This window comes from Haloactinopolyspora alba, assembly GCF_003014555.1.
GTDB lineage: Bacteria > Actinomycetota > Actinomycetes > Jiangellales > Jiangellaceae > Haloactinopolyspora > Haloactinopolyspora alba.
This window is the reverse complement of record NZ_PYGE01000005.1, coordinates 81,852-95,203: the sequence shown is the minus strand read 5'-3', so window position 1 is coordinate 95,203 and position 13,352 is coordinate 81,852. Positions and strand designations below refer to the sequence as shown.

Genomic DNA, 13,352 nt, shown 5'->3' with positions numbered 1-13,352 from the left:
TGTGGGTAAGGGACGAACCACGCCCGACGCCCCGGGAGGATCCCATGTCCATCGAACTGAACCACACCATCGTCGCCGCTCACGACAAGAAGGTGTCCGCGGAATTCTTCGCGGCGATCCTCGGCCTACGAGTGGGCGCACCGTACGGCCCGTTCCTGCCGGTCGAGACCAGCAACAGTGTCACACTGGACTTCGTCGACACCGACGCGGAGATCACCTCGCAGCACTACGCGTTCCTCGTGTCCGAGGCCGAGTTCGACGCCATCTTCGCGCGCATCGAGGAGGCCGGCATCACGCACTACGCCGACCCCGGACACCGCGAGCCGGGCCGGATCAACCACAACGACGGCGGGCGCGGCACCTACTTCGACGACCCGAACGGGCACAACCTGGAGATCATCACCCGTCCCTACGGCAGCGGCGGATGAGAGTGCGCTGCATCCTCACTCGTCGTACGGGCGATCCTGCGGACCGCTGCCGACGCTGACCAGACCGGTCTCATAAGCGGTGATCACGGCTTGGACCCGGTCGCGGAGGCCGAGCTTCGCGAGGATGCGGGTGACGTGCGTCTTGACGGTCGGTCCGGACAGACAGAGACGTTCGGCCAGCTCCGCGTTGCTCAGGCCGCGCGCCAGCAGACCCAGCACCTCGAGTTCGCGCGGCGTCAAGGCGCCGAGATCACGGTGCAGTGAGGCTGCGTCGCCGTCGCGGTGCGCGAATCGTTCAACCAGGCGACGGGTGATGGCCGGCGCCAGCAGCGCGTCGCCGACCTGCACGCTGCGCACGGCGGAGGTCAGCGCCTCGGGTGTGACGTCCTTGAGGAGGAAGCCGCTGGCTCCGGCCGAAAGCGCCGCGTACACGTAGCGGTCGAGGTCGAACGTCGTCAGGATGACGACCCGGGGTGCGTCCGCCGCACCGGTGAGAATACGGCGAGTGGCCTCGAGCCCGTCCAGCTCGGGCATCCGGATGTCCATCAGGACCACGTCGGGGCGGGTCCTGCGCACCGCTTCGACCGCCTCGGCTCCGGTCGTCGCCTCGGCCACGACGTCCATACCATCAGCGTCGAGAATCATCCGGAAACCCGTGCGCACCAAGGTCTGATCATCGGCGATCACCACGCGCACCGGTTCGGTCATGCCCCCTCCAGGGGAATCGACGCGGCCACTTGGTACCCGCCGGCGCCGGTGCGCCCCGCGACCAACGTTCCTCCGTACACCGCCAGGCGTTCACGCAGGCCGATCAGCCCTCGACCGTTGCCGGACGACGCGGCCTCGCCCGCGGTGCCGGCGGTGTCGACGACGGCGACGAGCAGTTCGTCGTCACCGTAGTCGACGGTCACGCCGGCCCACGCGCCGGACGCATGTTTGGCGGTGTTGGTCAGTGCCTCCTGCACCACCCGATATGCGGCGAGCTCGATTCCGCCCGGCAATGGACGTTCGCGCCCGCGCACCGTCAGATCGACGTCCATGCCGGCATCCCGAAGGCGTGTCACGAGGTTCGACAGCGACGCCAAGGTCGGTTGCGGCGCCAGCTCGGCCGCTTCGTCGTCGCCGTTGTCGGTCGTCAGCAGGCCCATGACCTGACGCAGCTCCGCCAGCGCCGCCCTGCCGCCGGATTCGACGGCCAGCAGCGCCTCGCCGGCCCGTTCCGGCGCCGCCTCCATGACCTTGCGCGCGGCTCCGGCCTGGATGACCATGACGCTGACGTTGTGCGTCACGACGTCGTGCAGTTCACGGGCGATCCGCGCGCGTTCGTCCTCGGCGGCACGCCGCAACGCCTCGGCCTGCTCGCGTTCGAACTCGGCCAGCCGAGCACTGCGTTCGTCGGCCCGCAGCTTCCAGCGCCGCAGCCCGTCGGCGGCCACGGCGATCGGCACCAGGACGATCAACGGGGCGTATTCCGCCGGCACGACGGGGAAGACCGAGTCGACGAACACGCCGAACAACACCGCTGCTCCCGCCACACTCGCCAGCGTCGGCACCCGGTACGGGCTGTACGCCGCGGCCGAGAACGCCGCGATCACACACGCGAGGAACGTGAGGCTCGGCTCGTCCGTGGACGCGGTCATGGTGGCGGCGAGCACCACCCACAGAACCGCCAGCGGGTACCGCCGGCGGAACACCAACGCGGCGGCGGCGACGACCGCCACCACGACCGCGCTCGTCGTCTGGTCGGGCGGGGACGGTGGGATGCCGGGCTCCGTGCCGACGACGAACGCGACGTCCTGGTCGCCGACGCCGACGTGGGCGTACAGAACGGTAGCGACGCTCATGGCGAACGCGAGGCCGATGTCGAAGGCCAGACTGCGGCGGCTCGGCTGCGGTCGCGGCCCGGTTGCCCTCGTCAGGGCAACCGCCACGGCACGCAGCAAGGGTCGCATCAGCTGATTGTCCACGACCACACTTCCGGCGGCATCCGACCGTGAGACACCAGGGCGTACATCCACCGACTACATCTCGCGGATGACGTGAGCCGGTGTCACCCGAACGCGGTAGTGGAAATACCCCTGCGGACAGACGTGCCCGACCGGCGGCCGCACCTAGCGTCACGGGACGAAGCGCCGAGTCACACCGACGAGAGGGCCGAGTACTCACCATGGGCGACACACCAAACGAGCCGCGTCCGGACGACACGACCGACAGCAGCACCGGCTGGCGGCGGTGGCTGAGCCGCAGACGCATCGTCGCCGCGGGGGTCGCCCTCGTGGTGGTCGCCGGTGTCACCGCGGTCGGCCTCAGCCGTGACGACCCGCCCACCGAGGCCGGAGGAGCCACCGACGAAGCCGAGGCTGCCGCGTACGAGTTCGCGACGTGCATGCGCGAGCAGGGCATCGACGACTACCCGGACCCGAAGGTCGAATCCGACGGCAGCATCTTCTTCGAGGGCGTCTCCGAGCTCGCGTCCGGCGAGCGCATGGATGCTGCGCGGTCGGTCTGCGAACCCATCCTCGATCGTGTGCGTCCCAGCGACCCCGGTGGTTCGGTCGAGCCCGGCGAGCAGAAGACGGTCGCCCCGGCCGCGGCGGGCTGGGAAGAGATCGTCCCGGGCGGCGACTGCAACTGCGCCGACGGCTCCGAGTTCAGCTTCTACGCCCGCGAGGCGGACCCGGAGAAGGTGGTCCTGTTCCTCGACGGAGGCGGCGTCTGCTGGTCGGCGGAGACGTGCCGGCCGGGCGGAGCCAACGAGTACCAGCGCACGGTCGACGGGCCGGACGGCGAGGGCGTGTTCGACTTCGCCGACGAGCGCAATCCGTTCGCCGACCACTCCTTCGTGTTCGTCCCGTACTGCACCGGCGACCTGCACATCGGCGACACCACCACCGAGTACGCATCGGATCTCACCGTCGAGCACAAGGGTTTCGTCAACGGCACCGCCGCCCTCGACCACCTGACGGCGACCTTCCCGGACGCCACCGAGATCGTCGTGATCGGCGCCAGCGCCGGCTCGACGACCGCGCCGGTCTACGCCGGGATGTTGGCGGACCGGCTGCCGGAAGCCACGATCACGTCGATCGCGGACTCGTCCGGCTCCTACCCCGACGTTCCGGAGATCAACGACCTGCTGAGCGGAAGCGGCAGCGGGTGGGGTGTGGCCGGTGCCGTCCCCGGCTGGGTCGAGAACTCCCGCGCGGGCACCGGCCGTTTCAGCCTGCCCGGGTTCGTCATCCGCAGTGCGCGACACGCCCCGGACGTCACGTTCGCCCGCTACGACCACGCCTACGACGAGAACCAGGCACGGCACCTCGACCTCACCGGAGTGCCCTTCGACGACCTGCTCACCTTGATCGACACGAACGAGGCACGGATCGAGGACGCGGGGGTGAACCTGCACAGCTACACCGCCCCCGGCGACGGCCACGTCGCGTTCGGCGACGGCTCCTTCTACACCGAGACCGTCGACGGCACCGCGCTCGCCGACTGGGCCGCCGACCTGGTCGCCGGTGAGCCCGTCGACGACGTGCATTGCACCGACTGCACCGCGGGTTGACGAACGCGACCCGTCCGCGTGGCCGGCGCGGCCGCCGCGAGCACCGCGATCGACATGACGGCGCGCCCACGGCGCGTCAGTACGTGGCCGTCGATACCAGAGAAGCCACCGCCAGCCCGAAGAACGCCCCGGGGAAGGCGATGTTGTAGAACACCCGGGCCCGAACGTGGGCGATGAGCGCGCCGACGTAGAACAACACCAGCCCGGCGGCGGCCATGGCCGCGACGACAGGCAAGTCCAGGAACCCGAGCAGTAGGCCGGCCGCGCCCGCGCCCTTGAGCGCGGCCAGCCCGGGAAGCCACGACTCGGGGACACCGACCTCCGCTCCGTTGGCGAGCACGAACTTCGCCCGTGCCAGGTCGGCGACCGCGATCGCGGCGTTCGCGGCGATCGTGACCGAAATGACCACGATGGCAATAGTCGGCATGCACACTCCCCAGTTGTTCTCGTCCGGTCACGGTCATGACGGCGCAGGGTCGGTGAATGTCAGGTGACACAGTTCACGGACGAGCGACCTGACACATCGTGCGGCTGCTTCGTCTGTACTGTCGTGAGGACTCCATCGACGGAAGCGCGGACGATGAACACGCAGGTGGGCGACCGGGCGTTGCTGCTCAACGTCGCCTACCGGCTGCTGGGGTCCGCGTCGGACGCGGAGGACGCGGTTCAGGAGGCGTACGCCCGCTGGTACGGCATGTCGCAGCGACGCCGAGACGACGTGCACGCACCCACCGCCTGGCTCGTCACCACGGTGAGCCGGATCTGCCTGGACCTCCTGAACTCGGCGCGGGCGCGGCGCGAACGCTACGTCGGTGAGTGGCTGCCCGAGCCGGTGTCGGCCTCGACGTTCTGGACCAGTCACGCCGCTCTCGAATCCGTGGGCGATCCGGCGGAGCGAGTCTCGCTGGACGAGTCGCTCAGCATGGCGCTGCTGGTCGTGCTCGAGTCCATGACACCTGCCGAACGAGTCGCGTTCGTCCTGCACGACGTCTTCGGTTATCCGTTCACCGACGTCGGCGACATCGTCGGCCGCTCACCCCAGGCCTGCCGACAGCTCGCCTCGGCAGCGCGACGGCACGTCCGTGAACAACGTCAGCGGCGCGTCCGCCCGGAAGACCATGCGCACGTCGTCGCGGCCTTCAGGACGGCGTGGCAGGCGGGCGATCTGACCGGACTCATCCGGTGGCTGGACCCCGATGCGACCGCGATCGCTGACGGCGGCGGTCAGGTGAGCGCCATGCTCAACCCGGTGCACGGCGCGGAGCCGATAGCGAAGCTGCTGCTCGGTGTCGGCCGGCGGCAGCACGACCTGACCATCGACACGACCACCGTCAACGCCGAGCCGGGCCTCGTCGCACGTGATGCCGCGGGATCCGTCCTGGCGGTCATGTCCGTCGCCGTGCTCGACGACCACATCGACCGCATCTGGGTGATGCGGAACCCGGCCAAACTCACCACCTGGCGCTAGCGCAGCCGTTGTTCGTAGCACGGCGACGCTCGAGGATGTCGGCAACGCGTCGCGAGCCGACTTCGATACCGCCAGATGCACCGGGCGAGCGGATCAGCCACGAAACGCAACCTGCGGTATCGAAGTCCCCGATGGACACGATGCGGCCGATCCTGTGCCGGCGTGTCTGCACGCCGACCGGAGAACGACACCACCAGCGCCATTCCGGGCCTAGTATGACGACGGATGCGGTTCTTGGTGCTGGGGCCGGTGGGCGTCTTCGCAGGCGGACGCCGGATCACGCTCGCGCGTGGGCAGCAGCGGACCATCCTGGCGATGCTGCTCGCGGGCAACGGCGAGGTCGTCACCACCGACCGGCTCGTGGACACGCTCTGGGGGTCGGCGCCTCCGCACACCGCCCGGAAATCGCTACAGAGCCACGTTTCCCGGCTGCGCCACCTGCTGCTGTCGATGGCGCCCGGTGAACGGGACCCCCTGGAGAGCGCGCCCGACGGGTACCGCATGGATCTCGCCGTCCACGAGTTCGACGCACACCTGTTCCGGGACCTGGTGGAGCAGGCGAAGCTCTGCAGCGACCCCCGGGAAACGCTCAGCCTGCTCGAACGTGCGGAAGGCTGCTGGGACGGCCCCGCGTTCGGCGACCTGGCCGCACACCCCGGACTGGAGGCACCGGCCCGCCACCTCGACCAACAGCGCAACGCGGCAGCTGCCGAGCGGCACGAGACCCTGCTCACGCTCGGCCGGCACGACGACGCCGCCCGGGCACTGTCCCGGGTCGTGGAGGCCGAGCCGTTCGACGAGCGGGCCCACGGACAGTTGATGCGCGCCCTCGTCGCCACCGGCCGGCGGGCCGAGGCGCTCGCCACCTTCCGGCAGGTGCAGACCCGCCTGCGCGACGAGCTGGGGGTCGATCCGTCATCCGAATTGCGAGGGCTGCACGAACACATCCTGCGCCAGGACACGGAGTCCTCCGTGCCCGCGCCTCCCCCGAACCGGACGGCCGAGCTCGTCCGGCGGTCGGACCCCCTGCTGGGCCGCGAGCGCGACCTCGAGACCGTGGGCACCTGGCTGCGGAGCGCCTCGCTGGTCACGCTCACCGGGCCCGGCGGCATCGGAAAGACCCGCCTGGCCGAGCGCCTCGTCGAGCACACTCGCGACATCTGGCGCGACGGCGTCATCTCCTGCGCCCTGGCGCACGTGCGGGACGCCGAGGGCGTCGGTGGTGCGCTCATCACCGCGCTGGCGATCCAGCCGTCCGGCGGGCACTCGGTGACCGACGCCCTGGTGTCCGGGCTCGGCGACCGGCACCTGTTGCTGTTCCTCGACAACTGCGAGCACGTTCTCGATGCCGTGACGCCGCACGTGGAAGCGATCGTGGATGCCTGCCCGGGCACCACGGTGCTGGTCACGACACGCGAACGGCTGCACCTGCGGAACGAGCGGGTGTGGCCGGTGACTCCGCTCGACGTCCCACCGGAAAACGCACGGCCCACCGACGTGACGGCGACCTCGGCCGGCAGCCTGTTCCGGATGCGTGCCTTGGCCGTGGACCCGGCCTTCCGGCTCAACGACGCCAACGCGGGCGCCGTGGCAGAGCTGTGCCGCCGCCTCGACGGCATGCCGCTGGCCATCGAGCTCGCTGCCGCCCGCACCCGGGCGCTGACGCCTGCTGCGCTGGCGCAGCGGCTCGACCAGCGCTTCGCCGTGCTCGCCGGCGGACCGCGACACGAGGGTGGGCGCCACCGCACGCTCGAGGCGGTGGTGGCGTGGTCGTACGAGCTTCTGGCGCCGGAGGAGGCCGACCTGTTCGACCGCCTGGCCGTGTTCGCCGGTGCGGTGCCGCTGGCGTCGGTCGAAGCCGTGTGCTCCGCCGGACACCTCCCGCACACAGCGATCGCGGGCCTGCTGGGCGAGCTCGTCGACAAGTCGATGGTCGTGGTGCAGCGCGACGGAGAGGACGTGCGCTACCGGCTGCTCGACACGATGCGGGACTTCGGCCTGCGAAGGCTCGAGGACCGCGGTCTCGCCGATGCGCTGCGCCGCGCCCACGCCGCCCACCACGTGACGCTGGCCGAGACCCAGGCCCGCCGGTCTCGTGGTCCCGAGGAGCCGGAGGCCGCGGAGGTGATCACCCGGGCGATGGACGACCTGCGCGCCGCGCATGCGTGGGCTGTCGCCGCAGAAGACGTGGACACCGCGCTGCGGCTGCCGGCCGCGCTCGCCGACGAGGTCTTCTTCCGGCTGCGCGACGAGGTGACCACCTGGGCACGTCGGGCGGTTGCCCTCGCGGGGGCGGGCGATCACCCGGCCCACGCAGGGGCACTGGCCACGGCGGCGTGGGGTGCTACCAGCCGGGACGAGTGCGAGCGAGCTGTGCGTGAGGCGCAAACGTCGCTCGCCGAGGTCGAGCCGGGCGGCGCGGTGGCGTTGCTCGCCCTGGGCGCGCTCGGCACGGCGGCCCTGTATCAAGGACGCCTGGCGGAGGTGCTCGCGCTCACCGATCGCCAGGAGGTGCCGGCGGTGGCACTGGACGACGACTTCCGCCTGACCTACGCATGGGTCTGCCGGGTCCTGGGCCACCTCTACCGGGGTGAGACCGAGGAGGCCGCCGCCGGAGTCCCCCAGCTGCGGCGGATCGCCGAGCGTTCCGGCAGCCCGACGATGCGTGCCTTCTCCCGTTACTGCGACGGCGAGGTCCACCTGGAGCGGGATCCGGACCGTGCCACGGCGAGCCTGGAGGAGGCAGTTGCCCTGGCCCGCAGCGTGAACAATCGCCTCATCGAGGGCGTCTCGCTGGTGTGCCTCGCCTCCTCCCAGGGACGCCGCGGACAGGTGCGTGAGGCGTTGCACGCCTTCCGGGACGTCGTGGTGCACTGGCGCCAGGTCGGTGATCACACCCACCAGCTGACGGCCGTGCGCAACCTCGTGGAGCTGCTCGCCGAGATGGAGGCCGACGAACCCGCGGCCGTCCTGTACGGGGCGGTCACTTCGGGCGACACTCCCACGTACGGCCTCGAGGCGCAGCGCCTCACCCGAGCGTGGCAGCGGGTCGAGGAGCGTCTCGGTCACGAGACGGCGGATGCACTGGCCGAGCGTGGCCAGCGGCTCGGCGTGCGCCGCGTGGGCGACGAGGCACTCGCCCGGCTCGACGTCCTGCTGGAAACCTGAGGCACAGCGGCGCGACGCCGCGGCGTGACCACCTCCACAGCTCTCCTGCAGCCGAGCCGCAGCCCGGCCACAACCGGCGGCTCGCATCGTGACGGTGTTCGTCACCATCACACACCGAGGAGTCGTCATGATGCTCTCGCGCAAGACATCGACGTTCGGCCTGCTCACCGGCGTCCTCGTCGTTCCGCTGGCAGCCTGCGCTCAGTCCGCCGGAGGGGCGGCCCGACCGGCCGAGGAGCCGCCGGTTCCGGCCGTGCACCAGGAAGCCGCGGTGAACTGGCACCCACAGCAGAAGCCGGCCGGCAACGAGGGCAGGGTCGAGGACGCGTGGGTCGCCCTGACACGCCACGAGGGAGGAGCGTCGTACCAGTTCCACGCCCGCGACCTGGAACCCGGCCATGCCTACACGCTGTGGCTGATCACGGTGAACGACCCGGACGCGTGCGAGGGCACTCCGTGCACGGGGCCGGAGCTCTTCGACCCGGATGTCGACGCGGACGCCCAGGTGCGCTTCGGCGCCGGGCACGTCGTGGGCCGCAACGGCCGGGCCACGTTCGCCGGACACGTGAAGGAGGGCCCGCTCACCGGCTGGCTGCCGGACCGCTCTCTCGACGACGCGACGAGCGCGCAGTTCCTGTTCACGCTCAACGACCACGGGCCGGCTCTCGCCGACCACATGCCCGGGATGATCCACACCTACCGCGGCGGGTGCGCCGACGACAGCCCGTTCCCGTCGATCTTCCCCGCCACCGCCCTGGCCGACGGCGAGCCCGGCCCGAACCAGTGCCTGCTCTCGCAGTCCGCGGCCTTCCCGACGCCGTGATCACCTACAACAGATGGGAAGCACCATGACCACTGTGACTCCAGCACCGGAGATCAAGGACCAGGCGGCGATCCTGCTCGGCCAGGTGGCCGGATACACCGGGCACCGCACCGTCGGGATCGGCCTTCGTTCGGGGCTCGTCCGTGCCCTGGCCGACGCAGCGACAGGCGCGACTGCCGACGATCTGGCCGCGCGCACAGGTCACGATCCGTTCTACGTGGGCGTGTGGTGCCGTTCGGCCTTCGCCGGCGGCGTCTGTGAGCGGGACGGCGACACCTACCGCCTGGCACCGCACATGGCGACCCTGCTGCTCGACGAGAGTTCCCCGGCCTACGCAGGCGGCATCTTCGCGGTCTTCGAGCAACACGAGCTCTTCGACCGTTTCGAACAGGCACTCGGCACCGGGGAGCGGCTGTGGTGGAACGACTGCAGCCCAGCGTGGATCGACGGGGTGTCCAAGTCGGGCCGCCCCTTCTACACCCGGCTGGTGCCCGGTGGGCTCGAGCAGATTCCGGGGTTGGCGCAGCGACTGGCCGACGGCGGTGTGATCGTCGACACCGGCTGCGGCGCCGGGCTGGGACTGGTACGGCTGGCCGAGCACTACCCCGCCTGTGAGCTGATCGGGGTGGACGGCGACGCCCACTCGATCGAGTTGGCCCGGCGCACCGTCGAGAAGGCGGGCCTCGCCGACCGGGTCCGGTTCGTGACCGAACCGCTGGAGGAGTTCACGATCGACCGCCCGGCCACGCTGGTGGTCAACAACATCACCATGCACGAGTGCCGAGACATCGACAGGGTCACCCAGCGGGTCGTGGACGCGCTCGAGCCGGGCGGGCTGTTCGTCATCTCCGACTTCCCGTTCCCGGACGACGACGAGGCACTGGCCACGGTGCCCGGCCGGGTGATGGCCGGCATCCAGTTCTTCGAGGCCCAGATCGACGACCAGCTGCTGCCACGCCGCACCTACGACGCGCTGCTGCAGCGGCACGGGTTCACCGACCTCGGCACCGCATCGTTGACCCCTGTGCACGCTCTCACCTGGGGCCGCGTCTGAGCGTGCCGGGACCGCGAGCCGGGGAGACGAACGGCGCCGCACCTCGCGAGGGAAGCGGCGCCGTTCGCGTGATCGCCCGGTCCGACACCGAAACCGTCCGGCAGGATCAGATCATCACGGCTGATCGGTGAGGTAGGCCAGGACGGCTCGCACGCGGCGGTTGTCCTCTCCTGGCGGCAGGTCGAGCTTCGTGAAGACGTTGGCGACGTGCTTGGAGACCGCGCCTGCCGACAGAACGAGCTGCTCGGCGATCTGGGAGTTGCTGAGTCCACGCGCCATGAGCTCGAGCACTTCACGTTCGCGGGCGGACAGAACGTCCAATGCGCCACGGCCGCCCGAGACCAGCAGTGCGGCGACCTCCGGGTCGACGACGACACCACCCGCGGCCACGAGCTGGAGGGAGTCGATGAAGTCCGCGATCCGCGCTACTCGTTCCTTCAGCAGGTAACCCAGGCCACCAGCGCCGTCGGCCTCCGGCCCCGCGCGCCTCGATCGACCGTCGAAGAGTTCGCTCGCGTACGCCGGCGCCACGTACTGCGAGAGCACCATGATCCCGATCCGCGGGTGCTCGGCGCGGATCCGCACGGCAGCGTCCAGCCCGTCAGCAGCCATCGCCGGCGGCATCCGGACATCGGTGAGGACGACGTCGGGCAGGCGTCCGTGCGCGACCGCATGGTCGACGACCGCTTCGAGTTCCGGTGCGGTTGCCGCTCGGCCGAGTACCTCGTGTCCCTGCCGCTCGAGCAGCCCGGCCAGGCCTTCGCGCAGCAGAGCGGCGTCGTCCGCGACGATGAGCCTCATCACCCGGCCGCCTGCGGCCCGGCCGGTGCGCCCACCACGACACCCGGCTCACCCTCGGGCAGCAGGAGCGGCACGCGGGCAGCGAGAGAAGTGGGACCGCCCGACGGGCTGGTGACGTTCAGGGTGCCACCGAAGGCTGCGAGCCGTTCCGCCATGCCGGCGAGCCCGTGACCGGGCCGGATGTGGGCGCCGCCGGGTCCGTCGTCGACGATGGACAGGTGGAGCTGGTGATCGGCGCCGAGCAGGACGGTGACCTGCGCGTCGGGCGCGTGCTTGGCGACGTTGGTCAGTGCTTCGGAGACGAGGAAGTACGCGGCGGCCGCAACCGCGTCAGGGATGGACGGGAGCGGGTGCGGGACGCGGACCACGGCCCTCAGCGTCGAACGGTGTGCCAGATCGCGGACGGCGGAGTCGAGCCCCAGGTCGGAAAGGACCTTGGGATGGATGCCCGCAACGGTGGTGCGCAGCGTGGCCAGGGCAGACTCGGTCGCCTCCTGCGCCTGGGTGAGCAGGTCGGTCGCCTGCCTGAGTTCGCGGGTCTCGTGACCCGTGGCGCTGAGCAGCAGCACCGCCTCACCGATCTTCAGCGACGATGCGACGATGTGCTGCTGCGCGCCGTCGTGCAGGTCTCGCTCGATCCGGCGGCGCTCGATCTCGAAGGCATTGACGATCGCCATCCGCGAGGAACGCAGCTGGCCGACATGGTGCGCCCATTCCGGCCCGCTCCGGGGCGGCACCACGAGCGACTTACGCCGCTCCAGGGCAAGCTGAAGCGCAATGCACAGTCCCAGCCACGACGCCACGACGATGAGCATCGGGATCGGTGCCCAGGTCCGTGCCGAGGCCGCCCAGAGACAGATGACAGCACCGACGCCTTCTCGCCACCCCGTACATGATCGTCTTCCCGGTGGAGACCTTCGGCGTCGTGCTCGTCCTCGTCACCGTCGCCTGCGGGCTGTTGCTGACGCTCGCGGTCGCGGAGGCCTGCCGGCCTCTCCAACGCGCCGTGCTCGAACAGGCCCACCGCCGCAACGACTGAGGAACTCCAAGGCGACGGAGCTCGCCACGATCGTCGACCTGACGTGCCACGGACCACACCGCCACCGGCGTCGACCCGGATAGGCTGGAGAGCTCGGCCAACCCGGATTCGCACCGACGTGCAACGGGAGAAGAGATGTCCGACACAACTCGGCCTCCGGACCGGAGTGCCCAACACGATCAGCGCCTGGTGACGGTCAACGGAGTCAGGCTGCTGGTGCGAGAGGCCGGTAGCGGCGAACCACTCGTGCTGGTGCACGGGGGCTTGGACGACCACCGAGTCTGGGAGCCCGTCGAGCAGGAGCTCGCGGGCAGCTTCCGCGTGATCACCTACGACCGGCGCGGCCATTCCGGCAGCGAGAACGGCCCCGAGCCCGGACTGCGCAGCGACGACGAGGACGACCTCGCCGAGTTGATCCAGTCGCTGGGCCTGGCGCCGGCGAACGTGGTCGCCAACTCGTTCGGCGCCTCCATCGCACTCGGGTTGGCGGCTCGGAGGCCCGAGCTGATCGCCACGTTGTGCGTTCACGAACCGCCGCTGCTCGATCTCGCGGCGGACGATCCGGCGGTCGCCGACGTCCGCAGGTCCTTGCAGGCGATCCGCGAACGGATCGAGCGTGGAGATGCCGAGGGCGCCGTCCACGACTTCATCGACAACGTCGCGCTGGGCCCGGGGGCATGGGAGACGATGAGCCCCGAGGAACACGCGGAGACGGTCGCCGCCGCCGGCACCTTCGCCGAGGAACTTCGAGACCCCGGTTGGGCCTCACTCGATCCCGCCGCACTCGATCCCACCCGGTTTTCGCTGCTGCTCACGCGGGGTGACGAGAGTCCCGTGTTCTTCACGACGATCACGATGCGCCTCGCGGACACGGTCGGAGCGGCGGCGCCGCACATACTGCCCGGCGCTGGCCACCTCCCACATCTGACCCATCCCGCGGACTACGCGTCGACGGTCGCCCGGTTCGTCCCGGCCAGAACGACCGGACCGTGAACACCGACGTCTCGCTCGG

13 protein-coding genes are annotated in these 13,352 nt (G+C 70.5%); 8 read left to right on the top strand and 5 right to left on the bottom strand.

All coding sequences use genetic code 11. The features are described from left to right. Window positions 1–44: 44 nt before the first annotated feature. Entirely contained in the window at window positions 45–428 is a 384-nt protein-coding gene (locus tag CLV30_RS08785) for a VOC family protein (RefSeq protein ID WP_106536832.1), read from the top strand. A gap of 15 nt (window positions 429–443) precedes the next feature. Here the strand turns inward: CLV30_RS08785 and CLV30_RS08780 are convergent, their stop codons facing one another. Both CLV30_RS08780 and CLV30_RS08775 read right to left on the bottom strand, forming a co-directional pair. Continuing rightward, window positions 444–1,136, bottom strand: coding sequence for a response regulator (locus CLV30_RS08780; RefSeq protein ID WP_106536831.1), 693 nt, complete (start codon window positions 1,134–1,136; stop codon window positions 444–446). Continuing rightward, window positions 1,133–2,380 (bottom strand): sensor histidine kinase, encoded by a 1,248-nt coding sequence (locus tag CLV30_RS08775; RefSeq protein ID WP_106537016.1) that lies wholly within the window; start codon window positions 2,378–2,380, stop codon window positions 1,133–1,135. The genes CLV30_RS08780 and CLV30_RS08775 overlap by 4 nt, the downstream gene beginning before the upstream one ends. Window positions 2,381–2,595: 215 nt before the next feature. Between CLV30_RS08775 and CLV30_RS08770 the strand changes: the two genes are divergently transcribed. Further along, window positions 2,596–3,987 carry a pectin acetylesterase-family hydrolase gene (locus CLV30_RS08770; protein WP_106536830.1) on the top strand — a complete coding sequence of 464 codons (1,392 nt, stop codon included), beginning with the start codon at window positions 2,596–2,598 and terminating at the stop codon, window positions 3,985–3,987. 76 nt (window positions 3,988–4,063) lie between these two features. Here the strand turns inward: CLV30_RS08770 and CLV30_RS08765 are convergent, their stop codons facing one another. Next, complete coding sequence (locus tag CLV30_RS08765) at window positions 4,064–4,414, bottom strand: DoxX family protein (protein WP_106536829.1); 351 nt, start codon at window positions 4,412–4,414, stop codon at window positions 4,064–4,066. A gap of 153 nt (window positions 4,415–4,567) precedes the next feature. On the opposite strand from CLV30_RS08765, the gene sigJ reads away from it, so the two are divergent. The 4 genes from sigJ to CLV30_RS08745 all read left to right on the top strand — a co-directional run bounded on the left by sigJ (window position 4,568) and on the right by CLV30_RS08745 (window position 10,500). Then, entirely contained in the window at window positions 4,568–5,455 is an 888-nt protein-coding gene (gene sigJ, locus CLV30_RS08760) for an RNA polymerase sigma factor SigJ (protein ID WP_106536828.1), read from the top strand. A gap of 225 nt (window positions 5,456–5,680) precedes the next feature. Continuing rightward, complete coding sequence (locus CLV30_RS08755) at window positions 5,681–8,623, top strand: ATP-binding protein (protein WP_106536827.1); 2,943 nt, start codon at window positions 5,681–5,683, stop codon at window positions 8,621–8,623. 127 nt (window positions 8,624–8,750) lie between these two features. Further along, complete coding sequence (locus CLV30_RS08750) at window positions 8,751–9,446, top strand: hypothetical protein (protein WP_129711007.1); 696 nt, start codon at window positions 8,751–8,753, stop codon at window positions 9,444–9,446. 34 nt (window positions 9,447–9,480) lie between these two features. Beyond that, window positions 9,481–10,500 (top strand): class I SAM-dependent methyltransferase, encoded by a 1,020-nt coding sequence (locus tag CLV30_RS08745; RefSeq protein ID WP_165358612.1) that lies wholly within the window; start codon window positions 9,481–9,483, stop codon window positions 10,498–10,500. Between the two features lie 114 nt (window positions 10,501–10,614). Here CLV30_RS08745 and CLV30_RS08740 read toward each other — a convergent pair whose 3' ends face one another. Both CLV30_RS08740 and CLV30_RS08735 read right to left on the bottom strand, forming a co-directional pair. Then, on the bottom strand, window positions 10,615–11,301 hold the full coding sequence (locus CLV30_RS08740) for a response regulator transcription factor (RefSeq protein ID WP_106537015.1): 687 nt from the start codon (window positions 11,299–11,301) through the stop codon (window positions 10,615–10,617). Continuing rightward, window positions 11,301–12,104, bottom strand: a complete 804-nt coding sequence (locus CLV30_RS08735) for a sensor histidine kinase (RefSeq protein ID WP_205740821.1) — start codon at window positions 12,102–12,104, stop codon at window positions 11,301–11,303. The genes CLV30_RS08740 and CLV30_RS08735 overlap by 1 nt, the downstream gene beginning before the upstream one ends. A 104-nt stretch (window positions 12,105–12,208) precedes the next feature. On the opposite strand from CLV30_RS08735, the gene CLV30_RS27515 reads away from it, so the two are divergent. Beyond that, window positions 12,209–12,340, top strand: coding sequence for a hypothetical protein (locus CLV30_RS27515; RefSeq protein WP_276320003.1), 132 nt, complete (start codon window positions 12,209–12,211; stop codon window positions 12,338–12,340). A 189-nt stretch (window positions 12,341–12,529) separates the two neighbouring features. After that, a complete protein-coding gene (locus CLV30_RS08730) occupies window positions 12,530–13,333 on the top strand; it encodes an alpha/beta fold hydrolase (protein ID WP_165358613.1) in 804 nt (267 codons plus the stop codon). Window positions 13,334–13,352: the final 19 nt, after the last annotated feature.

What these genes read in the sequence shown, in the direction of transcription:
- CLV30_RS08785 (WP_106536832.1), top strand. Translation starts at nt 45, where the DNA reads ATGTCCATCGAACTGAACCACACCATCGTCGCCGCTCACGACAAGAAG.
- CLV30_RS08780 (WP_106536831.1), bottom strand. Translation starts at nt 1,136, where the DNA reads ATGACCGAACCGGTGCGCGTGGTGATCGCCGATGATCAGACCTTGGTG.
- CLV30_RS08775 (WP_106537016.1), bottom strand. Translation starts at nt 2,380, where the DNA reads ATGCGACCCTTGCTGCGTGCCGTGGCGGTTGCCCTGACGAGGGCAACC.
- CLV30_RS08770 (WP_106536830.1), top strand. Translation starts at nt 2,596, where the DNA reads ATGGGCGACACACCAAACGAGCCGCGTCCGGACGACACGACCGACAGC.
- CLV30_RS08765 (WP_106536829.1), bottom strand. Translation starts at nt 4,414, where the DNA reads ATGCCGACTATTGCCATCGTGGTCATTTCGGTCACGATCGCCGCGAAC.
- sigJ (WP_106536828.1), top strand. Translation starts at nt 4,568, where the DNA reads ATGAACACGCAGGTGGGCGACCGGGCGTTGCTGCTCAACGTCGCCTAC.
- CLV30_RS08755 (WP_106536827.1), top strand. Translation starts at nt 5,681, where the DNA reads ATGCGGTTCTTGGTGCTGGGGCCGGTGGGCGTCTTCGCAGGCGGACGC.
- CLV30_RS08750 (WP_129711007.1), top strand. Translation starts at nt 8,751, where the DNA reads ATGATGCTCTCGCGCAAGACATCGACGTTCGGCCTGCTCACCGGCGTC.
- CLV30_RS08740 (WP_106537015.1), bottom strand. Translation starts at nt 11,301, where the DNA reads ATGAGGCTCATCGTCGCGGACGACGCCGCTCTGCTGCGCGAAGGCCTG.